A 23355-nucleotide genomic window follows, 5' to 3' on the forward strand; every position below is an offset into this window, starting at 1 on the left:
GGTTGAACGTGTTCAACAACAAGGTAACCCTCGATCTGAACACGTTCAACTGTGCGCCCGCTCACGCCGGCGGCGGCCGGTACCACGTCCAGGAGCCGCCCTCGCGCCCGAGGATGACGCCCTCCTGCTGCAGGTACAGCGAGAGCGTCCCGTCGCCGAGCACCAACCCGCCCAAGGCCCGCGCCATCGGGCCCGGGAACGGGGTGAACCGCCCCTCGCGCCACACGCCGGCGCCCTCGCCCGGCACGGTGATGAGCAGCCCGTCGCCGCCGATCGCCTGCGCCGCCCGGATCGGCGTGCCGGGCGGGAAGTCCGGCACCTCGACGGCGTCGCCCGGGGTGAGCCGCCACAGCCGGTTCGGCATCTCGGCGACCAGCCACGCGTCGCGCCCGTCGCCGGACACCTTGAGCTCCGCGCCGGCCGGCAGCTCGGCGGGCAGCTCCCGCCACGTGCCGCCGTCGGGGGAGTAGGAGACGCGGGTGGTCAGACCCTCGTGGACGACCTTCCACCGTTGCGGGTACGCACCCGGGACCACCGTCTCCCCGCTCGGGGCCGGGCCGGGCACGAAGCGCCGGGCGACGTAGGCGTCGATGATGGCCTGCGCCTGGTCGGACGTCACGGCCCGGAACGATCGCCCGCCGTCATCGGTCTCGAACCAGCGCGGGTCGGTCATGGTCCCGACCAGCGCCGACTTCGCCCCGGTGACGATCATCCCCGCCGGCTGACCCTCGGGCAGGTCCGGGGTGGCGATCCGCTCCCAGCTCCGGCCGCCGTCGGTGGTGCGCCCGAGCGTCACGGCGCAGCGCTGCCCGGCCGGGCAGTCGCTGAACATCACCCACCCGTGCGCCGCGTCGGTGAAGTCGAGGCTCATCGTCCCGCGGGCCCCGGCGAGCCGGACGGTGCGCTCGGTCACCTGGTCGGCCGGCCCGGGCGCGGCGGGCTGCAGCGCGTTGGCGGTGAGGGCCGCGACCAGCGCGGCGAGGAGCCCGCCCGCCCACAGCGCCCCGCGCCGCCGCGCCCGCCGCCACCGCGGCATGGCCTCGACGGGCACGGGCCGGAAGCTGCCGGTGTACTCCTCGGCGAAGCGCGCGAACTCGTCCTCGACGATCGTGTCAGGCATGCCACACCTCCGGGGTCAGCTGGGCGGCGAGCTTCGCGCGGCCGCGGGCGAGCCAGGAGCGCACCGTTCCCTCGGCGACCCCCTCCTGCCGGGCGATCTCGGCCACCCCGAGCTCCGCCAGGTGGTGCAGCACGAGCGCCCGCCGCTGGTTCGCCGGGAGCGTGCCGAGCGCGGCCACGAGCGCGACCCGGTCCGGCCCCGGCCCCTCGACGTGCTGCTCCCGCTGCCGGGCCAGGAACCCGAGCGCGGTCTGCAGCCGCCGCAGCCGGCTGGTGGCGAGGTTCCAGGCGACGCGGCGCACCCAGGCGGAGGGGTCGTCGTACCGCGAGATCCGTGGCCACTGCTGCAGGGCCCGGCAGAACGCCTCCTGTGCGAGGTCCTGCGCCTCGGCGTGGTCGCCGAGGTATGCGTAGAGCTGCACGGCGATGCGCTGGAAGTGCGCCCCGTAGAACTCGGTGAACGGTGGCTCCGGCATGTCCATGTCACGCGCCAGCGTGCCGGATCGCTGCACCGTATTTCCAGCAGCCTGCCGCGTTCCCGGCCGGGGGCGGGGTCAGCGGGCGCGGACGCCGTCCAGGGCGATGGCCAGGACGCGCTCGCGCTGGGCGTCATCGACGTAGCCGGCCGCGGTCAGGCCCGACACCAGGCGCAGCAGGTCGTCGCTGCTCATGTCCGCGCGGGCCGCCCCCGACTGCTGGGCGCGGGTGAGCAGCGGCTCGGCGGCGGCGTAGATGGCCTCGCGCGCGCCGCGCATCATCTCCGAGTCGCGGTTGATCTCCTCGTAGATGGCGCGCTTCGTCGCGGTGTAGCCGACGAAGCGGCGCAGCCAGGTCGCGAGGGCGTCCCACGGGTCGAGGCCGGCGGCCTCGTCGGCGGTGCGGCACAGGGCCTCGATCTCCTCGAGGTACACCGCGTCGAAGAGGTCCTGGCGGGTGGGGAAGTTGCGGTACAGCGTGCCGATGCCGACCCCGGCCCGGCGGGCGATGTCCTCCAGGGACGCGCCGGAGCCGTGCTCGGCGAACGCGTCGCGCGCGGCCGCGAGCAGCGCGTCGAAGTTGCGCCTCGCGTCGGCCCGCTGCGGCCGGCGCACGCCCGGCTGGGTCTGCATCCTGCTGTATCACCCTGGGTTGGAATCGGAGGTACTCCTCCAGTTTAGCAGGGCCTCCCGGACCGCCGGGACGACCTCCGCCGACCAGCGGGCGATCGTCGCGTCGTCCGCCGGGAACAGGATGAACCCGGCGGCGCCGTGCTCCACGACGGCTCCCGTGAGCTCCTCGACCCACTGCCCGGCGGAGCCGCCGATCCAGCGGCCGGCCTCGTCGCGCGGGCGGCGCGCGGGGGCGGCGCTGATGCGGCCCGGGAAGTTGTACACGGTGGCGACCGCGGACGGGTCGCGGCCCGCCGAGACCGCGGCCGCGTCGATGATCGGGCGGGACTCGCCGTACCGCCGGCTGAGCCAGTCCGCGGCGTGCCCGGGAATCCAGCCGTCGGCCCGCCGGCCGGTCACCGCCAGGGACTTCGGGCCGTTGGCGCCGGTCCAGATCGGCGGGGCCGGTACGGGCGCCGGCTCCAGGGCGTCGACACGGTGGAACTCGCCCTCGAAGGTCACCGGCGGGCCGCCGCCGAACAGCGCGCGGATCACCACGATGCCCTCCTCCATCGCGCGGACCGCCTCGGCCGGGGTGCGCGGGGCGACGCCGAGCCGGACGATGTCGGCCCAGCGCCCGCCGGCGCCGACGCCGAGCACGATGCGGCCGCCGGAGAGCGCGGACAGGCCGGCGACGGTGCGGGCGAGCATCGGAGCGGGCCGGACCGGCAGGTTGGTGACGTTGGCGGCGACCGAGACGCGCCGGGTGCGGCCGAGGACGACGCCCAGGGTGGCGTACGCGTCGAGGTGGCCCGCCAGGTACGGGTGGTCGGAGACGGTCACCAGGTCGAGCCCGTCGCGGTCGGCCCGTTCGGCGAGCGGGAGCAGGGCCGTCGTCTCGGGCAGGCCCAGCCCGAAGAGCACGGTGTCGGTCATGCCCGCAACGCTGCCGCGCGGGAGCGCCGGCCGGGAGGCCGGGCCCAGGGTGGTACCACCGCGGCCTTGTTCTTAGGCTCGGGCCATGGACGCCCTTGCGCTCGCGGCCGGGAACGCGGCCACATTCCGGCCGGTTCGTCGTCGAGGACGCGTTCGGGGGGCGGTGCCCGAGGACGAGGTCGTCGGCGTGTACTGGGTGACCACCATGCCGCGGTTCCGGTCGCGGGGCATGGGCCGGGCGCTCATGCACGCGCTGCTGCGCCGGTTCGGCGACCGGCCGGTCACGCTCACCGCGTCGCGGCTGGGGCGGCCGCTGTACGAGTCGCTGGGCTTCGAGCCCCTCGGCGACGCCCACTGGTGGTCCTGATCAGAGGGACTTGGCGTAGTACACCAGGGTCCAGGTCCATTCGGGGCGGGTCTCGCGGCCGATCTCCTCGTAGTGCAGGGCCTCGTAGAACGCCATCGCCTCCGGCTGGTTGGTGGCGGTGTCCAGGAACATGGTGCGCAGGCCGAGGTCCCAGGCGCGCTGCTCGAGCGCGCCCATGAGCGCCCGGCCGATCCCGCGCCGGCGCGTGGCGGGGTGCACGCGCACGCGCAGGACGTTGGCGCGGCCGTGCTCGTCGGGGCGGATGCCGCCCATGCCGACGAGGTGCGAGTCGAGCTCGATCACCAGGAACTCGCCGCCGGCCTCCAGGAAGCCGGCCCGCACGTCGGCGAGGTCGGGGAAGCCCGCGGGCGGCCGGTCGCCGGGCGGCAGGGGCAGCGGCACCGTCGGGTCGGCGGTGGCGCCGGTGTTCGGCAGCGCGTTGAGTGCCCACAGCGTCGGCGCATCGCCGTCCCGGAATCGCCGCAGCGTCATCATGCCCTGACTATAGACCCGCATTAGTAATGAATAGTGACCGTTCACTGGCGGAATGTTTGAGGCGTCAGCTATGTTGTACGCCGCGAAGACGCCGGATCCAGCAGGGATCCGGGACGGGCAAGGCGAGGCGTTTGAGATGCAGTTCGGAATCTTCACCGTCGGGGATGTCACGCAGGACCCGACGAACGGCAAGGTGCCGACCGATGCCGAGCGCGTGAAGGCGATGACGGCCATCGCGCTCAAGGCCGAAGAGGTCGGGCTCGACGTCTTCGCGATGGGCGAGCACCACAACCCGCCGTTCGTGCCCTCGTCGCCGACCACCATGCTCGGGTGGATCGCGGCGAAGACCAGCCGGCTGCTGCTGTCCACCGCGACCACGCTGATCACCACCAACGACCCGGTGAAGATCGCCGAGGACTACGCGATGCTGCAGCACCTGGCCGACGGGCGGGTGGACCTCATGCTCGGGCGGGGCAACACCGGGCCGGTGTACCCGTGGTTCGGGCAGGACATCCGCAACGGGCTGGCGCTGGCCGTGGAGAACTACGCATTGCTGCGCCGGCTGTGGCGCGAGGACGTCGTGGACTGGGAGGGGCAGTTCCGCACGCCGCTGCAGGGCTTCACGGCGACGCCGCGGCCGCTGGACGGGGTGCCCCCGTTCGTCTGGCACGGGTCGATCCGCACGCCGGAGATCGCGCAGCAGGCCGCGTACTACGGCGACGGCTTCTTCGCCAACCACATCTTCTGGCCCAAGGAGCACACCCAGCGGATGGTCGACCTGTACCGCCGGCTGTTCGAGCGCTACGGGCACGGCTCCGCCGACCAGGCCATCGTGGGCCTCGGCGGGCAGGTGTTCATGCGCAAGAACTCGCAGGACGCGAAGAGCGAGTTCCGGCCGTACTTCGACAACGCGCCCGTCTACGGGCACGGCCCCTCGCTGGAGGACTTCAGCGCGCAGACCCCGCTGACCGTGGGCAGCCCGCAGGAGGTCATCGACCGGACGCTGGGCTTCCGGGAGTACGTCGGGGACTACCAGCGCCAGCTGTTCCTCGTCGACCACGCGGGCCTGCCGCTCAAGACGGTGCTGGAGCAGCTCGACATCCTCGGCGAGGAGGTCGTGCCGGTGCTGCGCAGGGAGTTCGCGATCGGCCGGCCGGCGCACGTGCCGGACGCCCCGACCCACGAGTCGCTGAAGGCGGCCCAGGAGCTGAAGGCCGCCCAGGAGCTGAAGGCGGCCCAGGAAGAGGAGAAGGTGGAGGCCTGATGACCCGCTCCATCGTGGCGATCTCGGCCGGGCTGAGCCAGCCGTCGTCCACCCGGCTGCTGGCCGACCGGCTGGTCGCCGCCACCCTCGAGAAGCTCGACGCCGAGGCGCGGACCTTCGAGCTGCGCGACGTGGCCCACGACATCACCGACAACCTGCTGACGGGCTTCCCGTCGCCGGCGCTCAAGGAGGTCGTGGACGCCGTGGAGCGGGCCGACGGGCTGATCGCCGTGTCGCCGATCTTCAACGCGTCCTACAGCGGCCTGTTCAAGTCGTTCTTCGACGTCCTCGGCGACGACGTGCTGCGCGACAAGCCGGTCCTGCTCGGCGCGACCGGCGGCACGGCGCGGCACTCGCTCGCCCTGGAGCACTCGCTGCGGCCGATGTTCGTCTACCTGCACGCCGTGGTCGCGCCGACCGCCGTCTTCGCGGCGACGGAGGACTGGGCGGCCGGCGGGAACGGCGAGCGGATCGAGCGCGCGGGGGCCGACTTCGCGGCGCTGGTCGCGGCCCGCGCACCGATCGTGGTGCCGGACCCGTTCGCCCCCTCCGCGTCGTTCGAGGACCTGCTCAACGGGGGCCGGTAGTCATGATCCAGACGGGCAGCTCGTCGACCATGAGGTGCTCGGCCACGTCGAAGCCCGCCGAGCGGTACACGTCGACGTTGTTCGGGTTCGACGTCTCCAGGTAGGCGGGCAGGCCGTCGGCCGCCGCGCGCTGCAGGCCGGCGGCCATGACGGACCGGCCCAGGCGCCGGCCCCAGTGGTCGGGATGGGTCGCGAGCACCCCGAGGTACCAATGCGGGATCTTCGGCATCCTGCCGTGCACGACGGCCTGGTAGCGGGCGAACCGCCCGGTCTGCGGCGCGTGCTCGACGCCGTCGCCGGCCGGGGAGCGCGGCGGGTCCCACATCGCGATCGCGGCGCCGCCGTCGGCAATCCAGACCGTGCCATGCCCGACCCGCGCGTCGAACAGGCTGCCGGCCATCGCGGCCGCGTCGGCCGGGTAGGCCGCGTCGTCGGGCAGGAACCACCGCACGGCCGGGTCCTTGGCGAACGCGGCCACGAAGGTGGCCACGGCGGCGGCGCGGTCGGCCGGGGTGGCCACGGCAATCTCTGGCACGGCGCTGGTCACTTTCGACAGGTACGCATCGATGGCGTCGCGGTTGCGGGACAGGCATGCGATCCGGGCGTCCATGCGGTCGCGCTCGTGGCGCAGCTGCGCGACGACGTCGGGCCCGGGTTCGGAGATCGTGATGCTACAAGGGCTGTCCAGGCAGGGCAGCACGTTTTTGATGAGCCGGGTGGGCAGGCCGGCCTCGAGCAGCCCGCGGATCTGCTGCACGCGGTCGACGAGGTGCTCGCCGTAGTCGCGGTAGCCGTTGGCGAGCCGGGCCGGGGTCAGCAGGCCCTGCTCCTCGTAGTAGCGCAACAGGCGGGCCGGGATGCCGGTCCGCGCCGAGAGTTGCCCGATTCGCATTGACCTTCACACTAGTGTGAGGGTCGGAGCATGGCGAGGTGATCCTCACCCTGCTGTCCGCGGCGCAGTTCCTGCTCGCCCTGGACTATTCGATCGTGTACGTCGCGCTGCCCGGCATCGCGCGCGACCTCGACCTGGACCTCGCCGCCGCGCAGTGGGTGGTCAGCGCCTACGCGGTGCCCTTCGCCGGCTTCCTGCTGCTCGGCGGGCGCCTGGCCGACCGGCTCGGCCCGGGGCGGCTGTTCCTCGGCGCGACCCTGCTCTTCGGCGCCGCGAGCGCGGCCGGCGGCCTGGCCGCCGGCGGCGCCGTCCTCCTCGCCGCCCGGGGCGTCCAGGGTGTGGCGGCGGCGCTGCTGCAGCCGGCGATCCTCGGGCTGCTCGGGTCGCGGTTCCCGGCCGGCCCGGCCCGCACGCGGGCGCTGTCGGTGTGGGGCGCGGTCGGGGCGTCTGGGCTGGCGGCGGGCGTGATCCTGGGCGGGGTCCTCACGCGGTACACCTGGCGCTGGACCTTCCTCGTGAACGTCCCGGTGACGCTGGCCTGCACGGCCGGCGCCGCCGCCTGGCTGCTGTCCGCGACCCGGGCCGGGCGCGCCGAACCCGGCCCGCTCGCGCCCGCGCTGCTCGGCACCGGCGCGGCCCTCGGCGCCTCGCTCGGCCTGACGCTGGGCGGCCCGCCCGGCTGGGCCCTGGTCGCGCTCGCCGCGGTGCTGCTGGCGCTGACCCGGCCGCCGGGCCCGCGCTCGCTGCGCGTCGGGGCGGCCGCCGCGGCGCTCTACATGGCCAGCGTCGGCTCGGAGTTCTACGTGGTCACGCTCATGCTGCAGGACCGCGACGGGTACTCCCCGCTGCGCGCCGGCCTGGCGTTCGTGCCCCTGGCCGCGATGGTCACGCTCGGCAGCTCGCTCACCGGCCGGCTCGTGCGGCGCTTCGGCGCGCCGCGCACGCTCGCCGGCGGGTTCGCGCTGGCCGCGCTCGGGCTCGCGTGGCTGGCCGTCACGGCGCAGCCGGCGCTGCTCATCAGCGGGCTGGCGCACGGGATCGTCTACACGTCGATGTTCAACGTCGGGTCGCGGGATGTGCCGGCGGCGCAGCAGTCCTCGGCCGGGGCGGTGATGACGACGGCGCAGTACCTCGCCGGGGCCGTCGCGGTCGCCGCGCTCACGCTGCCGCTGCGGCACGGCGCGTACGGGCCGGCGTTCTGGGCCACCGCCGCCGCGGCGGCCGCCGGAGCACTCGTCGCGCTCCGGCGGCCGGCCGGGGATTAGGCGGTGTGCTCCTTCTTGTCGCCGGCCCACTCCACGTGGAAGGTGCCGTCGCGGTCGATCCGCTTGTAGGTGTGGGCGCCGAAGTTGTCGCGCAGGCCCTGGATCAGCGACGCGGGCAGGCGCTCGGCGCGCAGGCCGTCGAAGTACGCCAGCGACGACGAGAACGCCGGGGTCGGGATGCCGGCCGCGGCGGCCGCCGCGACGACCCGCCGCCAGCTGGGGACGCCGGCGTTGACGGCCTCGGCGAAGTACGGGGCCACCATGAGGCTCTTGAGGCCCGGGTTCTCGTCGTAGGCCTCGCGGATGCGGTTGAGGAACCGGGCCCGGATGATGCAGCCGCCGCGCCAGATCGTGGAGACCCGGCCGCGGTCGATGTCCCAGCCGAACTCCTCGCTGCCGGCCTGGATGTGGTCGAAGCCCTGCGCGTAGGCGACGATCTTCGAGGCGTACAGCGCGGCGCGCACGTCCTCGATGAACCGGTCGCGGTCGGGCACGTCCAGGGCGGCGACCTCGGTGCCGAACGCCTCGCGGGCCGCCTCGCGCTGGTCGGCGTGGCCGGACAGCGAGCGGGCGAACGTGGCCTCGGCGATGCCGGTGATCGGCACGCCCAGGTCGAGGGCGCTCTGCACCGTCCAGCGGCCGGTGCCCTTCTGCTCGGCCTGGTCCAGCACGATGTCGACGAACGCCTTGCCGGTGTCGCCGTCGATGTGCGCGAGGACGTCGGCGGTGATCTCGATGAGGAACGACTCGAGGTCGCCGGTGTTCCAGGTGCGGAAGATGTCGGCGATCTCGGCCGGGGTGGCGCCGAGGCCGGCCCGCAGCAGGTCGTACGCCTCGGCGATGAGCTGCATGTCGGCGTACTCGATGCCGTTGTGGACCATCTTGACGAAGTGCCCGGCGCCGTCGGGGCCGATGTGCGTGCAGCACGGGGTGCCGTCGACCTTCGCCGAGATCTTCTCGAACATGGGGCCGAGGGTCTGGTACGACTCCTTGGACCCGCCCGGCATGATGCTCGGCCCGAGCAGCGCGCCCTCCTCGCCGCCGGACACGCCGGTGCCGACGAAGTGCAGCCCCTGCTCGCGCAGCGCCTGCTCGCGGCGGCGGGTGTCGGCGAAGTGCGCGTTGCCGGCGTCGATGACGATGTCGCCCTCCTCCAGGAGGGGCACGAGCTCGTCGATGACGGCGTCGGTCGGGGCGCCGGCCTTGACCATGATGATGACGGCCCGCGGGCGGGCCAGCGAGGCGACGAAGTCGGCCATGGCCTCGCTGGGCACGAACGTGCCCTCGTGCCCGAACTCGTCAACGAGGCGGCGGGTGCGCTCGTACGAGCGGTTGTGCACGGCGACGGTGTAACCGTTACGGGCCAGGTTGCGGGCCAGGTTGCGACCCATCACGGCCAGGCCGGTCACGCCGATCTGCGCCAGGTCGGACATCAGCGATGCACCTCATCCAGTCGAGCTGATCCCAGTCGCGCTTGATCCGCTCCGGACCGACGGCCACGACCTCGTGACCACGGTGCGAAGCGCGCGTCGGACCAGGCTACCCGCCTACTGTCCCGCCACCGCACCGCGCATGCGGGCGGTTCCAGCCATCAGGATGGGCAGACGCGGTACTTCCGTACCATGAGGGTGATGGTCCGGTCGCAGAAGGCGACCAGGTCCCAGGAGATGCGCAGCTGCTCCTTGTGTCCTCGCCCGAACCACCGCTTGGGCTCGACGAGCAGCGCCACGATCTCGGGCGCCCCGTCGCGGCCGGGCGCGGTCTCCACGCCGTCGACCGTGCCGATGGGCAGCCCGACAAGATCGACGACCGGTTTGTTGACCAGACGGCCTGGCCGATCCGGGCCGGAGCCCAGCAGATCGATTCCCATGCGCGGCGCATTACCCGCTCCGGGTGATGCGTCAAACATTCAGAGCCCGGGCAGCACCGGCTGGGCGTCGTACACGGGCCAGCCGTCCTCACCCCGCCGTACCCCGGTGGTGAGCCGGTGCGGCTGGCGGGAGCCGGCGTCGAGCAGGTGCTCGACCGCCGCGCCGCGCATCGTCAACGCGTCGGCGATCAGCATCCGGTGGCAGTGCCACCACAGCGTCTCGGCACACATCACGGCCGGCCGCCCGGTCGCGGCCCGCTCGATCAGCTCGTCGGCGGCGGCCCGGAACTGCGGGGTGTCCATGTGGTCGGCGTAGGCGGCGAAGGCGGCGGTGCGCAGCTCGGTGTGCCGGGAGCCGGGGCGCCCGTGCCGCCGGCCGCCGAGGGTTTCGCCCTGCCAGCTGTACTCGATGCCGGCCGCACGCACCGCCTCGGCGAGCGCCTCCCGCCCGAACTGCGGATGCCGCCGCGACCCGGGGAACCGCCGCACGTCGACGAGGGTGCCGACCCCGGCGTCGGTCAGGATCCCGAGGAACGCCTCGATCGCCCGCGCCCCGTGCCCGACGGTCCAGATCCGCACCCCCTCAACGTATCCCGGGGACGAGCTAGAGGGCGGCGATGAGCAGGGCCGTGCCGAGCAGGGCCAGGTGGTGCAGGGCCTGGTCGGCGACGTACATGCCGTTGACCGGGGTGGTCGTCTCGGCGAACTCGGGAGAGCGGGTGGCGCGCAGCACCGCCCGCACCGGCCATCGGCGGTCCAGCAGGCCGTGGGTCACCGCCGAGAACGCCAGGCCGGCGCACACGCCCAGCGGGGAGAGCGGCAGCCGCAGGGCCAGCGCGGTGACCAGGAGCACGGCGGCCAGGGTGAGGTGATAGGTGAGCAGGTGCCCGCCCAGGGCCCGCCACGCGGCGGCGCCCGGGGCGGCCTTCAGGCCCGCCTGGTGGTCGGTCTGGGCGATGTGGTCGCCGAGCGAGTGCCCGACGAACAGCGCGCCCAGGACCACGGCGAAAACGACGGACCTGACGAGCGTTTCATGCGACATGATGGACGGGCTCCTCACTGACGCTCAGCGCGGTCGGGAGCAGCGGGGCGGCTCGGTCTTGGCGGATGGGGCCGTCCCGCCGGCCGGGGACTGCGTTGCGAACCTCGATCATCCGCCCGCGCGCGGTCCACTTCTATGTCGAACTTTGCAGAACACATGTGTTGTGGATCGCGCTGACCAGGAAATATCAGGAACTAATCGGACATGTCGCACGTTAGGGGAACGTTGCGAAGCGCCCCCGACCTCGGCACCCGCGTCTTGTACCTGGCCGGCTGGGGGCGCAGCGGCAGGACGCTGGCCGAGAGCCTGCTCGACCGGGTGCCGGGGCTGGTCGGCGTCGGGGAGATCAAGTTCCTGTGGGAGCGCGGGCTGCTGCGGAACCGGCGGTGCTGGACCACCGGGATGGCGACCCGCCACCGGTACCTCACCGGCGCGGTCACCGCTGCGCTGCGGCACCGGGACGGGTACAAAGACGGCTAAAGCGCCGCCGGGAACCGCCGATGTGACCGGTGTGAAGGCGTGGCTCATCGCGGCCGCCGTCGTGCTGTCCGTCGCCCTCGGCGCCACGCTGGCCTGGCATCACTACGTCGGCGCGGTCGACCAGGAGGACCTGCTCGGCGACGCCGGCCGCGACCGGATCGGCGCCCCCCGGCAGATCACGATCGAGACCGCGCCGCGCCCGTCCGGCGGCGGGGCCGTGCCCAGCGCCGGCCTGCCGCGGGTGCCCGGCGTCGCGCTCGACGCCGAGCCGGGGCGCAACATCCTGCTCGCCGGGCTCGACGCCCGGCCCGAGGAGGACCGGGCCACCGCCCGCGCCGACACCGTGATCGTCGTGCATCTGACCGAGGCGGGCGACCGGGCGTACCTCATCTCGCTGCCCCGCGACACCCGCGTCGCGATACCCGGGCACGGCACGGACAAGCTCAACGCCGCGTACGCCCTCGGCGGGTTCGAGCTGCTCGCCCGCACCGTGCAGCAGGTCACCGGCCTCGTGTTCGACGCGGGCGCGATCATCGACTTCGCGGGCCTGCGCAAGGTCGTCGACGCGGTCGGCGGGGTGCAGCTGTGCGTCGACGAGGAGACCACCTCGGTGCACGTGGGCTGGGACGCGAGCGGGCGCGAGACCCCGCCGTACAGGCTGATCCCGCCCTCGTTCCGGCCGGAGAAGATCGGCGGGGTGCGGGCGCAGGTGTACCACGTCGGCTGCCGGCACTTCGCCGGCTGGGAGGCCCTCGACTACGTACGCCAGCGCGAGCTCATCCCCGATGGCGACTACGGCCGGCAGCGCCACCAGCAGCAGCTCCTGCGCGCGCTGGCCGAGAAGATCACGTCGCTCGGCGTGCTGGCCAACCCGATCGCCCTCGACCGCGCGCTGCGCGCGGTCGGCGACTCCCTCACGTTCGACGGCAACGGCGCCTCGCTGACCGACTGGCTCGTCCGGCTGCGGGCGATCGGCCCGTCCGACCTTACGCTGCTGCGCACCAACGGCGGGCAGTTCCACACCGAGCAGCGCGACGGCCGCGACTACGAGAACCTCGACGACGCCACCGGCGAGCTCTTCGCCGCGGCCCGCGCCGACCGGCTGGCCGAGTTCGCCGATCGCCACCCGGCGTGGGTCATCAACTGAACCTATGCTCGCAACCGTGGGCATCGAGGACATTCAGGGCCGGCTCGACGAGCTGACGGCGTCGGGCGCCGAGCGGGCGGTGCAGGTGGCCGTGTACCGCGACGGCGCCCCCGTCCTCGCCGCCGACATCCCGTCCGAGGGCAAGAACACGGCCCGGGCGCTCGCCGCGCTGTACTCGGCGCTCATCGACGGCACCCTGCTCCCGCCGGCCCAGCTGGACGAGGTGAGCGCGGTCGCGCTGACCGCCCGCGACGAGGTGATGGGCAACGACGCGAGCTGGTGCCTGGGCTTCGCCGCCGGCCGGCCCGGCGCGGACACCCCCGGCTCGTTCGGCCTGGCCGGCTCCGGCGGCACCTGGGCCTGGGCCGACCGCGGCACGGCCACGGCGGTGGCGGTGGCCAAGAACCTCCAGACCCAGAACTTCGACACCGCCCAGCGCGTCGGCGAGCTGGTCTAGCAGATCGACGGCTATCGGCGTGTCCGGCTATGCCGGCCAGGTGCCACGGACCCGACCGTGGGCAACGCATCCACACCTGCTGCCGAGGTTGGAGGAATCAGGCGCTGTCCTGGCCGTCCAGGGCCGCGCGGATGCGGGACGCGGCGTCGTCGAGGGCCGCCGGGTCCGGGTGGTGGTCGGCGCGGGCGAAGTCGAAGTCGTCCATGCCCCACGTCGGGAAGACGTGGATGTGCAGGTGGGGCACCTCGAAACCGGCGAGCACCAGGCCCACCCGCGGGGCGTCCCACGCGCGCTGGACGGCGCGGCCCACGTGCTGGGCGACCGTCATGCAGCGGGTGAACAGGCCGTCCTCCGCGGCCGTCCACTGGTCGACCTCCTGGCGCGGCACGACCAGGGTGTGGCCGGGGCGCAGCGGCGCGATGCTCAGGAACGCCGCCACCTGCTCGTCCTGCCACACGAAGCGGGCCGGGAGCTCACCCGCGAGGATCTTCGAGAAGATGCTGGCCATACCCGGAACCCTACGGCAGCGCGCCGGCCAGCAGGGCCACGCCCTCGGCGATCGTGCGCTCGCTCAGCGAGGCGTAGCCGAAGATCAGGCCCTGCGGGCCGGGGGCGTTCAGGCGGTACTGCCGGATGCCGTACACCCCGACCCCCACCCGCGCGGCGGCCCGCTCCGCCGCCTCCTCGGTCAGGCCGGGCGGGAGCCAGGCGACGAGGTGCTGCCCGGCGGCCACGCCCGCCGGACGGAAGTCGGGAAGGTGGCGGGCGAGCGCCGAGAGCAGGGCGTCGCGCCGGCGGCGGTACAGCGGGCGCATCCGCCGCAGGTGCCGGTCGAGCTCGCCGGCGTCCAGGAAGTCGGCGAGGGCGAGCTGGTCGATCGCGGGGGAGCCGCGGTCGGCGAGCACCTTCGCGGCGGTGACCGGGGCGACCAGGCGCCGCGGCAGCAGCATCCAGCCCAGCCGCAGGCCGGGCGCCAGGGTCTTGCTGGCCGAGCCCAGGTACGCCACCCGGTCCGGCGCCAGGCCCTGCATCGCCCCGATCGCGGCGCGGTCGTAGCGGTACTCGGCGTCGTAGTCGTCCTCGACGACCAGCGCCGCGGTGCGCTGCGCCCAGCGGACGACGGCGGCCCGGGCCTCGGCCGACAGCACGCCGCCGGTCGGCCACTGATGGGAAGGAGTGAGCACGAGCGCCTCGGCGTCCAGGGTGCCGAGCGCCGGCACGTCGATGCCGTGCTCGCCGACGGGGACGCCGGCCAGGGCGAACCCGGCCGCGCGGGCCAGGGGCCACACGTCGTCGTTGCCGGAGGGGTCCTCGACGGCGATCGGGCGGCGGGGGCCGGGATCGGCGGCGAGGACGCTGATGATCAGGTTGACCGCCTGCGCGTACCCGGCGCAGACCACGATGTCGTCGGGGTCGGCAACCGTGCCGCGGACCCGGTTGAGGTACGCGGCGAGCGCCGCGCGCAGCCGTGGGTCGCCCTGGCCGCTGGTGTACCCCAGGTGCTCCGACGGCGCCTCGGTGAGCACCCTGCGCAGGGAGCGCAGCCAGGCCGCCCGCGGGAACTGCGACACGTCGGTGCGCCCGTAGCCGAAGTCCACGACGGCCGCCGGGCGCCGCGGCGGCGGGGCCGGCGCCGCGGCCGGGGCGGCCTGCGGGCCGGCGCTCACCCGCGTGTACCCGCCGGCCTGGCTGGTCAGGTACCCCTCGGCGACGAGCTGCTCGTAGGCGGCCACGACCACGCCCCGCGACACCCCGAGCGAGGCGGCGAGGACCCGGCTCGGCGGCAGGGAGCTGCCCACGGCCAGGCGGCCCTCGCGCACGGCGGCCCGGATCGAGCGCTCGATCTGGCGGTGCAGGGGGCCGCCGGCCTCCCGGTCGAGCGCGCCGAGGTGCAGGTCGGTCGCCGCCCCGCCCGGATTGGTCCTTACCTTGGGCACGGAATCGGACCTCTCATGCAGTACCAAATCCAATGATGCTTTGACTATGACGACGACGGCGCAGAACCTCAACCTGTTGCGCGCGGGCGACCCCGGCTACGACGAGGCCCGCACGGTCTGGAACGCGATGGTGGACCGCCGGCCCGAGGCGATCGTGCGCGCGACGGGCACCCACGACGTGGTCGCGGCGGTGCGCCTGGCCCGGGAGCGCGGCCTGGAGATCGGCGTGCGGTGCGGCGGGCACAACGCGGCCGGCTTCGCGGTCCCCGACGGCGGCCTCATGATCGACCTGACCCCGATGGGCGCCGTGCGCGTCGCCCCGGGCCGGCGCACCGCGTGGGTGCAGGGCGGGGCGCTGCTCGGCGCGCTCGACGCCGCGGCCCAGCGCCACGGCCTGGCCACCACCGCCGGCAACGTCTCGCACACCGGCGTCGGCGGGCTCACCCTCGGCGGCGGCATGGGCTGGCTCGCCCGCCAGTACGGCCTGGCCTGCGACAACGTGACCGCCTACCGGATCGTCACGGCGGACGGCGACGTGCTGAGCGCGACCGCCGCCGAGCACCCGGACCTGTTCTGGGCCCTGCGCGGCGGCGGCGGGAACTTCGGCGTGGTCACCGAGTTCGAGTTCCGGCTGCACGAGGCCGGCACGCGGGCGCTGGTCGCCGAGTACGAGGCCGACGCCGCCCACGCGCCCGCCGCCCTGCGCCACTGGCGCGACCTCGCCGCCGCCGCGCCGCGCCAGGCCACCTTCGAGGCGTCCTCGCCCGGCGACGGCTCGGTGAAGCTGGGCTTCGTGTGGGTCGGCGCCGGCGACCCGGCCCGCCTGCTGGCCGAGCTGCCCCGGCCGCGGGTGCGGCGGATGTCGTATCTCGCCCTGCAGACCCGCGACGACACGACGGGCGGCCACACGTACCGCCGCTACTCCAAGGGCCACTACCTGCGGGCCCTGCCCGATGCCGCCATCGAGGCGTTCCTGGCCCCGAGCGCCGGTTCGCGCAGCCTGCAGGCGTACGGCGGCGCGATCGCCGACGTGGCCCCGGAGGACACGGCGTTCGCCCACCGCGACACGCGCTTCGAGTTCACCACCGGGATGCGCTGGACCGACCCGGCGCAGGACGCCGAGCGCATGGCGGACGCCCGCGCGACGGCCGCGGCCCTGGCCCCGTTCGCCGGCGGCGTCTACGTCAACATGCTCAACGACGAGGGCGAGGCCGGCGTGCGCCGGGCCTACCCGGCCGCCCAGCTGGCCCGGCTAACCGCGGTGAAGGACGTCTACGACCCCGGGAACGTCTTCCACCTCAATCACAACATCCGGCCGAGCGCCCGGTCGTGAGGCCGCTGCTGGCCGGCCAGCAGCACGGACACGGCGTCGGCGGTCATCGGCCGGGCGAGGTGGTAGCCCTGGCCGCGGGTGTACCCCAGCTCGCGCAGCACCGCCGCCTGCTCGGCGCTCTCCACGCCCTCGGCCACGGTGTCCAGGTCGAGCGCGTTGGCCAGCTGGATCACGGCCCGGGCCACCGCCTGCCGGGCGTCGGCCGCGGCCGGCATCCCGTCGTCGATCTCGATGCCCTCGACGAAGGAGCGGTCGAGCTTGACGATCGCCGCCGGGAACGCGCGCAGCAGGCTCAGCGAGGACTCGCCGGTGCCGAAGTCGTCCAGCGCCAGGCGGATGCCCATGCGGTTCAGCTCGTACAGCGCCCGCGACACCTGCTGCCCGCGCAGCACCGCCGACTCGGTCACCTCGAGCACGAGCCGCTCGCACGGCAGCCCGCTGTCGGCGAGCGCGGCGGTCACGTCGGAGACGAAGTCGGGGTCGTGCAGCTGGCGCGCGGACACGTTCAGCCCGGCCTCCAGCAGCGCGTCCGGGCCGAACTCGGCCAGCCACGCGGCGGCCTGGCGGCACGTCTCGCGCAGCACGAACCGGCCCAGCGGCACGATGAGCCCGGTCTGCTCGGCGGCCGGGATGAACTCGGCCGGCGACACGACGCCGCGGACCGGATGGTGCCAGCGGACCAGGGCCTCGACCCCGATCGCGAGGCCGTCGGCGAGGCGCACGATCGGCTGGTACACCACCCGCAGCTCGTCGCCGTCCAGCGCCCGGCGCAGCTCGCCGCCGAGCTGCATGTGCGCGAGCACCGGCTCGCCCATGCCGTCGACGTAGCGCACGAAGCCCGCCTTGCCGCGCTGCTTGGCCGTGTACATCGCGACGTCCGCGTCGCGCAGCACCGAGTCGACGCTCGCGCCCGGCCCGGCGTCGGCGATGCCGATGCTGGCCCCGACCAGCAGCCGGTGCTCGCTGATCGGCCGGTCCAGCGCGGCGAGGAGCCGCCCGGCGAGCTCCTCCGGTTCGGTACCGGGCCCCGTGAGGAGCACCGCGAACTCGTCTCCGCCGATCCGCACCGGCAGCCCGGCGTCGCCGACCTCGGCCCGCAGCAGCCGCGCCGCGGCGACGAGGAGCTGGTCGCCGACGGCGTGCCCGAGCAGGTCGTTGACGGCCTTGAAGTCGTCGAGGTCGACGAGCAGCACCGCGGCCTTCTCGGGCCCGCTCAGCGCCGCCGCGAGCCGGTCGCGAAACAGCGCCCGGTTGGCCAGCCCGGTGAGCCCGTCGTGGCTGACCTCGTACTGCAGCCGCTCCTCCTGCTCGCGCGTGTTGCGCAGCAGCCGCGCGTTCTCCCGGAACGCGAGGTACTGCCGCGCCGTGACGAGCCCGGTCACCACCACGGCGGCGATGAGCACGATCCGCGCCGGCCAGCGCAGCGGCGCCCCGAACGCGAGCGCGATGAGCGGCCCGTCGACCGCCGCCACGGCCAGGTAGGGCAGCAGCACCCCGGCGCGCCCGGAGCTCCCGCGCGGCCCGGCGCTCGCCCGCCACTGCGCGGCGACGCCGAAGGAGGTCAGCACCGGCGCCAGCGGCATCACGAACGCCTGGACCGGCACGGTGGCCGCGAACCCGAACCGCACGGCGAGCACGGCGACCAGCCCCGCGGTGACGCCGCCGGCCGCCGCGATGAGCCGGATCGCGGCCCGGTCGACCGGCCCGCCGGCCACGTAGGACACCTTGGTCGCGGCACCGACCGCGACCAGGAACGCGAGCCCGACGAGCACCATCGCCTGGCGGCTCCACGGCTCGGCCGCGGAGAGCATGGGGGCCAGGCCGGCGTACCACAGCACGGCCGCGCAGCCGAGGAACGCGATCGTGCGGTCCAGCAGCATCCGCCACCACTCGATGCCGCCGGCCGCCACGACGGGGACCCGCCCCACGGCCCAGATGGCGATCACGAACCCGGCCGCCACCAGCCCGGCGGCCGGCACCGGCATGGTGCGGTTGTGCGCCTCGGCGGCGTGGGCGAGCATGTCGACCGCCAGCCACGCGTACCCGGCGGTCATGAGCCCGGGCGAGACGATCATCGCCCGCCAGAACCGCCGGGCGACCGGTTCGAGGTCGCTGGTGCGGTACATGTGCAAGACGGCCGCGGTGGCGATGACCCCGGCGACCGGGACGAACGTGTAGGCGAAGGCCTCGCCCCCGACCCCGGTGACCAGGTAGCCCACCCACCAGGCCACGCCGAGCCCGGTGACCGCCACGGTGCCCAGCACGTAGCGCCGGGCAGGCCTGTCGACCGCGGGGTTCCCCGTCGGGTGCAGCGCCTCCCGCGTCACCGCCCGACAATAACCCGCCGCCGGTTTGCCCGATCTCACCCGAACGTTCACGCATCGACCGCGGACGGTCCCCGCGCTCCGACTGCCCGGTTCGCCGCGCCGCGCCGCCCCGAATGCGGCTTTTCCCTACGCCGCCCATATGTGCCCGCTCCTAGCATCGGGCGCATGCGTGTGCTGGTGGTCGAGGACGAGCCCTACATGGCGCAGGCCATCCGGGACGGGCTGCGCCTCGAAGCGATCGCGGCCGACATCGCCGGTGACGGCGACACCGCGCTGGAGCTGCTGAGCATCAACGCCTACGACATCGCCGTCCTCGACCGCGACATTCCCGGGCCCTCCGGTGACGAGGTCGCCGAGAGCATCGTCGCCTCCGGCAGCGGCATGCCGATCCTGATGCTCACCGCCGCCGACCGGCTCGACGACAAGGCCTCGGGGTTCGAGCTCGGCGCCGACGACTACCTCACCAAGCCGTTCGAGCTGCAGGAGCTCGTGCTGCGGCTCAGGGCGCTCGACCGCCGGCGCGCACACAACCGGCCGCCCGTGCGGGAGATCGCGGGCCTGCGCCTGGACCCGTTCCGCCGCGAGGTCTACCGCGAGGGCCGGTACGTCGCGCTGACCAGGAAGCAGTTCGCGGTCCTCGAGGTCCTCGTCGCCGCCGAGGGGGGCGTCATCAGCGCCGAGGAGCTGCTGGAACGGGCCTGGGACGAGAACGCCGACCCGCTGACCAACGCCGTGCGCATCACGGTCTCGGCCCTGCGTAAACGGCTCGGGACGCCGTGGCTGATCGCCACGGTGGCCGGCGTCGGCTACCGCATCGACACCGGGGTCCCGGGTTGAGCGTTCGCCTCAAGCTCACCCTCAGCTACGCCGCGTTCCTGATGCTCGCCGGTGCCCTGCTGCTCGGTGCCGTGTGGGTGTTCCTGCTGCGCTACGTCCCCGACCGGGCGCTCATGGTCTCCGCCGACCCCTCCACGCCCGGGGTGTTTCCCGTGCGGTCCAACCTCCTGCGCGTGTTCGCTCCGCGGGCGGTCGGGGTGCTGGCGTTCCTGCTCATGTTCGGCCTGCTGGGCGGCTGGATCCTCGCCGGGCGCATGCTCGCACCCCTGGGCCGGATCACCGACGCCACCCGCATGGTCGCGAACGGGTCGCTCTCCCACCGGATCCGGCTGCCGGGCCGGCGCGACGAGTTCCGTGAGCTCGCCGACAGCTTCGACGCCATGCTCGCCCGGCTCGAGGCGCACGACGCCGAACAGCGCCGGTTCGCGGCGAACGCCTCTCACGAGCTGCGCACCCCGCTGGCGATCACGCAGACATTGCTCGACGCCGCCCGCAACGATCCGGACCGCGACACCGGGGAGCTCAACCGGCGCCTCCACGCGATCAACGCCCGGGCGATCGAACTCACCGAAGCGCTGCTCCTGCTCAGCCGCTCCGGCCGGCGCTCCTTCCGCCGGGAACGCGTCGACCTGTCGCTCCTGGCCGAGGAGGCCGCCGAAACGCTCGTGCCCCTCGCCGGGAAGTACGGCGTCACCGTCGAGACCGCCGGGGACGTCACCCCCACCGTCGGCTCACGCGCGCTCCTGCTCCAGATGACCATGAACCTCGTGCACAACGCCATCGTCCACAACCTCCCGGGACGCGGCACCGTGCAGGTCAGCACCGCCGTGCGCCCCGGGTCCGTCCTGCTCACGGTCGAGAACACCGGCGGCGAGCTGAGCGCACAGCTGGTCGCGACCCTCACCGAACCGTTCCAGCGGGGCACCGAACGCATCCACACCGACCATGCGGGTGTCGGCCTCGGGCTCGCCATCGTCAAGAGCATCACCGAAGCGCACGACGGGACCCTCACGCTCACGCCCCGGCCCGCCGGCGGGCTCCGCGTCGTGGTGCGGCTGCCCGCCTACATGATGGGGAAGTCGAAGTAGGTGTCCGGGTAGGGCTCGCCGTGCAGCGTGTAGTGCCACCACTCGCAGTCGTACCGGTCGAAGCCGCAGTCCTCCATGATGGAGCACAGGTACTGGCGGTTGCGCGCCGCGACCGGCGTGATGCCACCGGCGCCGTGGTGCGAGACCGGATCCATCAGGTCGTGGTTGCCGCCCATGGCCGCGAGCTCACCGGTGGCCAGGTGATAGAGCGTCAGGTCGACGGTGCTGCCCCGGCTGTGGCCGGACCGGGCGGCCACGTACCCCCGCTCGAACATCTCGGGCCGCTCGATGTTCGGGTAGTGCCGCGGCTTCGTCCGGCCGTCCTCCGGCTGTTGCGACCAGCGCAGAAAGCAGTCCACGGCGCGCTGCGGGCGGTAGCCGTCCCAGAGCAGCAGCCCGAAGCCGAGGGACGCCGCCCGCTCCCGCGCCCTGGCCAGGGCCGCGCACAGGGCCCTCGTGCCGACGATGCGGTTCGCCTGGTACCCGTCCACCGGCTTGCCGGTGAAGTTGTCCCAGGTGGCGTACTTGGCATCCCAGCGGACCCCGCGCACGAGCTCGTCGACGAAGACGAACCCGTCGTTCATCGGGCGGTCCCCGTCAGCGCCAGCGACACGATCCGGTCGATCACCTCGGCGAGCGGCAGCCCGGCGGCCGCCATCATCCTCGGGTAGCGGCTGTACGAGGTCAGGCCGGGCAGCGTGTTGACCTCGTTGAGGACCACGGTTCCGTCCTCCTGCAGGAACAGGTCCACCCGCGCCAGTCCCCGGCATCCCAGGGCGCGATATACGGCCTTCGCCGTCTCCTGTACGAGCGAGCGCGAAGCCGCCGGGATGTCGGCCGGCACGATCGGCGTCGAGTTCTCGGAACCGCTCTCGGGCGCGCTCTCCTGATGAATGCGGAAGAAGCCGTGGGACAGGGCGATCCGATCCACCTCGCCGACCACGAGGTCGGGGCCGTTGCCCAGCACGGCGCAGCCGACCTCGCGGCCGGCGACGGCCTCTTCGATCAGCACCTTCGAGTCGTAGCGTCCCGCGGTCCGCATCGCGTCCGGAAGTTCGTCGCTGCCCGACACCTTGCTGACGCCGAACGACGAACCCGAACGGGCCGGCTTCACGAAGACGGGGTAGACGAGCTCGCCGGGATCGAGCCGCTCGTCGGCGGCGACGACCCGGAAGTTCGGGGTGGCGATGCCCGCGCTGCCGGCGACGATGTAGGCGAGGGACTTGTCCATGCACAGCGCGGAGCTCTGGATGTCGCAGCCGACGTAGGGGATGCCCGAAAGCTCCAGCAGGCCCTGCATCGCGCCGTCCTCGCCGAGCTTGCCGTGCAGCACCGGCAGCACGAGGTCCAGGCCGATCGTCTCGTACCGCCCCCGCTCCAGCACGAGCAACCCGCGGACGCTGCTGTCCGGTGACAGCACGGCCGGTCGGCAACCGCCGCGCTCCCAGTCCGCGTCCGGGCCGTCGCACAGCATCCACGCCCCGCTCGTGGTGATCCCGATCCAGAACGGTTCGTACTTGCCGGGATCGAGGTTCCTGGCGACCTCTCGCGCGGACTTGACGGAGACGGGGTGCTCCTCGGAGGCGCCCCCGAACACGATCCCGACCTTCAACCTATCCATGCCGCTTCCCGCCTTCGAAGTTCACGCAGTTGAGGAGACTGTTGGCGACGGTGTCGCTCAGGGCGTGCTCGGTGTAGTAGGCCGTGTGCGGACTGATGAGCACGTTCGGCAGTCGCTGCAGGCGCGCCAGCAGTTCGCCGGCGACGGGCCGGCGGCCGCGGTCGGCGTAGAAGATGCCCTCCTCGCCCTCGACGACGTCCAGCGCCGCGCCGCCCAGCCGGCCGCTTTCCAACGCGGGCACGAGGGCCTCGGTGTCGAGCAGCGCACCGCGCCCGGTGTTGATGACGAACGCACCGAGTTTCATCCGCGCGATCCGTTCACGACTCAGCAGATGGTGCGTGTCCGCGTTGAGCGGGGTGTGCAGCGTGACGATGTCGCTGCGCCGGATCAGCTCGTCGAGCGCAACGTATTCGGCCGCCGCCGCGGGCCGGTTGTCGTGGGCCAGGACCCGGCCGCCGAAGCCGCGCAGCCGCTGCATCACCGCCGTGCCGATGCGCCCCGTCCCGACCACCCCGACGGTCAGGTCGCGCAGCTCCTTGCCGCGTGCATCGCTCAGCCGGTAGTCGTGGGCGTCGGTACGGCGGACGATGGACTTCGCGTCGCGCAGCGCCATCAGCATCAGCATCAGCGTGAAGTCGGCGACGCTGTCGGGCGAATAGGCGACGTTTCCCACGTGGATGCCGATGCTCCGCGCATATTCGACGTCGATGTGGTTGTATCCGACGCTTCTGGTGGAGATGTACTCGACGCCGGCCCGGCCGAGCGCCAGGAGCGTGGCATTCGTGACGCGGGCCTTGTGGCTGACGCTGATGCACCGGTTGCCGGATGCCAGCCCGACGTTGGCGTCGGCCACCGCCGCCTCGGTGATCGTCGGCCGCACGCCGAAGCGAGGCGCCATCTCGCGGAACAGGGCGGCCTCGTCCCGGCCGCATCCGTAGATGGTGACGCCCGTCGCCGGGCCGGCCGGAAGCGTCGGCGACGCCGGCGATCGTGCCGTTTCGCTGTTGGTCATGCTCGCAAGTCAAGCCAGCACGGTGTTGCCGACCCGTATCCGCTTTTGGATACGCCGGCGATATGTGGGCGGCGGGCACATATCGCGGCCGGCGCGGGGGAGCGGGCGAAGGCGCCGGCCGGCAACGCCGCCACCGTCGACCGGCTTCGCGACCCCCTCGCCGCGGGCGACGCGGTGCGCGTCAATGCCTT

General features: G+C 73.6%; 26 protein-coding genes. 10 read left to right on the forward strand and 16 right to left on the reverse strand.

All coding sequences use genetic code 11. The features are described 5' to 3' along the window. Positions 1 to 61 precede the first annotated feature (61 nt). From ACQEVU_RS09085 to ACQEVU_RS09100, 4 genes are all read right to left on the reverse strand, one after another. Positions 62 to 1120: a hypothetical protein gene (locus tag ACQEVU_RS09085; protein ID WP_433322108.1), complete on the reverse strand. Its 1059-nt coding sequence runs from the start codon at positions 1118 to 1120 to the stop codon at positions 62 to 64. Further along, positions 1113 to 1601: a SigE family RNA polymerase sigma factor gene (locus tag ACQEVU_RS09090; RefSeq protein WP_433322109.1), complete on the reverse strand. Its 489-nt coding sequence runs from the start codon at positions 1599 to 1601 to the stop codon at positions 1113 to 1115. Before ACQEVU_RS09090 ends, ACQEVU_RS09085 begins: the two co-directional genes overlap by 8 nt. A gap of 72 nt (positions 1602 to 1673) precedes the next feature. After that, entirely contained in the window at positions 1674 to 2228 is a 555-nt protein-coding gene (locus tag ACQEVU_RS09095; protein WP_433322110.1) for a TetR/AcrR family transcriptional regulator, read from the reverse strand. Between the two features lie 9 nt (positions 2229 to 2237). Next, a complete protein-coding gene (locus ACQEVU_RS09100; protein WP_433322111.1) occupies positions 2238 to 3143 on the reverse strand; it encodes an LLM class flavin-dependent oxidoreductase in 906 nt (301 codons plus the stop codon). Positions 3144 to 3228: 85 nt separating this feature from the next. Here ACQEVU_RS09100 and ACQEVU_RS09105 point away from each other — a divergent pair, with 85 nt between their 5' ends. Next, entirely contained in the window at positions 3229 to 3510 is a 282-nt protein-coding gene (locus tag ACQEVU_RS09105; protein WP_433322112.1) for a GNAT family N-acetyltransferase, read from the forward strand. Here the strand turns inward: ACQEVU_RS09105 and ACQEVU_RS09110 are convergent, their stop codons facing one another. Next, positions 3511 to 4005 carry a GNAT family N-acetyltransferase gene (locus tag ACQEVU_RS09110; protein WP_433322113.1) on the reverse strand — a complete coding sequence of 165 codons (495 nt, stop codon included), beginning with the start codon at positions 4003 to 4005 and terminating at the stop codon, positions 3511 to 3513. Between the two features lie 136 nt (positions 4006 to 4141). Here ACQEVU_RS09110 and ACQEVU_RS09115 point away from each other — a divergent pair, with 136 nt between their 5' ends. Then, positions 4142 to 5269, forward strand: a complete 1128-nt coding sequence (locus tag ACQEVU_RS09115) for an LLM class flavin-dependent oxidoreductase (protein ID WP_433322114.1) — start codon at positions 4142 to 4144, stop codon at positions 5267 to 5269. Next, positions 5269 to 5856 carry an FMN reductase gene (locus ACQEVU_RS09120; protein ID WP_433322115.1) on the forward strand — a complete coding sequence of 196 codons (588 nt, stop codon included), beginning with the start codon at positions 5269 to 5271 and terminating at the stop codon, positions 5854 to 5856. Before ACQEVU_RS09115 ends, ACQEVU_RS09120 begins: the two co-directional genes overlap by 1 nt. On the opposite strand, the gene ACQEVU_RS09125 is transcribed toward ACQEVU_RS09120, so the two are convergent. Then, on the reverse strand, positions 5840 to 6748 hold the full coding sequence (locus ACQEVU_RS09125) for a GNAT family N-acetyltransferase (protein ID WP_433322116.1): 909 nt from the start codon (positions 6746 to 6748) through the stop codon (positions 5840 to 5842). The genes ACQEVU_RS09120 and ACQEVU_RS09125 overlap by 17 nt on opposite strands. Before the next feature lie 38 nt (positions 6749 to 6786). On the opposite strand from ACQEVU_RS09125, the gene ACQEVU_RS09130 reads away from it, so the two are divergent. Then, positions 6787 to 8013, forward strand: coding sequence for an MFS transporter (locus tag ACQEVU_RS09130; protein ID WP_433322117.1), 1227 nt, complete (start codon positions 6787 to 6789; stop codon positions 8011 to 8013). Here the strand turns inward: ACQEVU_RS09130 and gndA are convergent. From gndA to ACQEVU_RS09150, 4 genes are all read right to left on the reverse strand, one after another. After that, positions 8010 to 9446, reverse strand: coding sequence for an NADP-dependent phosphogluconate dehydrogenase (gene gndA, locus ACQEVU_RS09135; protein WP_433322118.1), 1437 nt, complete (start codon positions 9444 to 9446; stop codon positions 8010 to 8012). The two genes, ACQEVU_RS09130 and gndA, sit on opposite strands and share 4 nt — an antisense overlap. A gap of 158 nt (positions 9447 to 9604) precedes the next feature. Beyond that, entirely contained in the window at positions 9605 to 9883 is a 279-nt protein-coding gene (locus tag ACQEVU_RS09140) for a hypothetical protein (protein WP_433322119.1), read from the reverse strand. Between the two features lie 39 nt (positions 9884 to 9922). Continuing rightward, entirely contained in the window at positions 9923 to 10462 is a 540-nt protein-coding gene (locus tag ACQEVU_RS09145) for a DUF488 domain-containing protein (protein WP_433322120.1), read from the reverse strand. A gap of 25 nt (positions 10463 to 10487) precedes the next feature. Continuing rightward, positions 10488 to 10925: a DUF3307 domain-containing protein gene (locus ACQEVU_RS09150; protein ID WP_433322121.1), complete on the reverse strand. Its 438-nt coding sequence runs from the start codon at positions 10923 to 10925 to the stop codon at positions 10488 to 10490. Positions 10926 to 11129: 204 nt separating this feature from the next. Here ACQEVU_RS09150 and ACQEVU_RS09155 point away from each other — a divergent pair, with 204 nt between their 5' ends. From ACQEVU_RS09155 to ACQEVU_RS09165, 3 genes are read left to right on the forward strand one after another with little or no spacing between them, the layout of a single operon-like run. Further along, on the forward strand, positions 11130 to 11405 hold the full coding sequence (locus tag ACQEVU_RS09155; RefSeq protein ID WP_433322122.1) for a hypothetical protein: 276 nt from the start codon (positions 11130 to 11132) through the stop codon (positions 11403 to 11405). Positions 11406 to 11436: 31 nt separating this feature from the next. Beyond that, positions 11437 to 12552, forward strand: a complete 1116-nt coding sequence (locus tag ACQEVU_RS09160) for an LCP family protein (protein ID WP_433322123.1) — start codon at positions 11437 to 11439, stop codon at positions 12550 to 12552. Between the two features lie 4 nt (positions 12553 to 12556). Beyond that, positions 12557 to 13009, forward strand: coding sequence for a serine hydrolase (locus tag ACQEVU_RS09165; RefSeq protein ID WP_433322124.1), 453 nt, complete (start codon positions 12557 to 12559; stop codon positions 13007 to 13009). Positions 13010 to 13106: 97 nt separating this feature from the next. Here ACQEVU_RS09165 and ACQEVU_RS09170 read toward each other — a convergent pair whose 3' ends face one another. Next, a complete protein-coding gene (locus ACQEVU_RS09170) occupies positions 13107 to 13517 on the reverse strand; it encodes an HIT family protein (RefSeq protein ID WP_433322125.1) in 411 nt (136 codons plus the stop codon). A 10-nt stretch (positions 13518 to 13527) separates the two neighbouring features. Continuing rightward, positions 13528 to 14946 (reverse strand): PLP-dependent aminotransferase family protein, encoded by a 1419-nt coding sequence (locus tag ACQEVU_RS09175; protein ID WP_433322126.1) that lies wholly within the window; start codon positions 14944 to 14946, stop codon positions 13528 to 13530. 46 nt (positions 14947 to 14992) lie between these two features. Between ACQEVU_RS09175 and ACQEVU_RS09180 the strand changes: the two genes are divergently transcribed. Further along, the gene (locus ACQEVU_RS09180; RefSeq protein WP_433322127.1) at positions 14993 to 16279 is read left to right on the forward strand and encodes an FAD-binding oxidoreductase; all 1287 of its coding nucleotides are present in this window, start codon (positions 14993 to 14995) and stop codon (positions 16277 to 16279) included. On the opposite strand, the gene ACQEVU_RS09185 is transcribed toward ACQEVU_RS09180, so the two are convergent. Further along, entirely contained in the window at positions 16249 to 18606 is a 2358-nt protein-coding gene (locus tag ACQEVU_RS09185; protein ID WP_433322128.1) for a putative bifunctional diguanylate cyclase/phosphodiesterase, read from the reverse strand. The two genes, ACQEVU_RS09180 and ACQEVU_RS09185, sit on opposite strands and share 31 nt — an antisense overlap. A 165-nt stretch (positions 18607 to 18771) precedes the next feature. Between ACQEVU_RS09185 and ACQEVU_RS09190 the strand changes: the two genes are divergently transcribed. Further along, positions 18772 to 19443: a response regulator transcription factor gene (locus ACQEVU_RS09190; protein WP_433322129.1), complete on the forward strand. Its 672-nt coding sequence runs from the start codon at positions 18772 to 18774 to the stop codon at positions 19441 to 19443. After that, positions 19440 to 20531: a sensor histidine kinase gene (locus ACQEVU_RS09195; protein ID WP_433322130.1), complete on the forward strand. Its 1092-nt coding sequence runs from the start codon at positions 19440 to 19442 to the stop codon at positions 20529 to 20531. The genes ACQEVU_RS09190 and ACQEVU_RS09195 overlap by 4 nt, the downstream gene beginning before the upstream one ends. Here ACQEVU_RS09195 and vanX read toward each other — a convergent pair. From vanX to ACQEVU_RS09210, 3 genes are read right to left on the reverse strand one after another with little or no spacing between them, the layout of a single operon-like run. Further along, positions 20507 to 21115: a D-Ala-D-Ala dipeptidase VanX gene (vanX, locus tag ACQEVU_RS09200; RefSeq protein ID WP_433322131.1), complete on the reverse strand. Its 609-nt coding sequence runs from the start codon at positions 21113 to 21115 to the stop codon at positions 20507 to 20509. The two genes, ACQEVU_RS09195 and vanX, sit on opposite strands and share 25 nt — an antisense overlap. Then, complete coding sequence (gene vanA, locus ACQEVU_RS09205; protein WP_433322133.1) at positions 21112 to 22152, reverse strand: D-alanine--(R)-lactate ligase; 1041 nt, start codon at positions 22150 to 22152, stop codon at positions 21112 to 21114. Before vanA ends, vanX begins: the two co-directional genes overlap by 4 nt. Continuing rightward, positions 22145 to 23164, reverse strand: a complete 1020-nt coding sequence (locus ACQEVU_RS09210; protein ID WP_433322134.1) for a D-isomer specific 2-hydroxyacid dehydrogenase family protein — start codon at positions 23162 to 23164, stop codon at positions 22145 to 22147. The genes vanA and ACQEVU_RS09210 overlap by 8 nt, the downstream gene beginning before the upstream one ends. Between the last annotated feature and the right edge of the window lie 191 nt (positions 23165 to 23355).

This window comes from Dactylosporangium sp. CA-139066 (assembly GCF_050936175.1).
In the GTDB taxonomy this organism is placed as follows: domain Bacteria; phylum Actinomycetota; class Actinomycetes; order Mycobacteriales; family Micromonosporaceae; genus Dactylosporangium.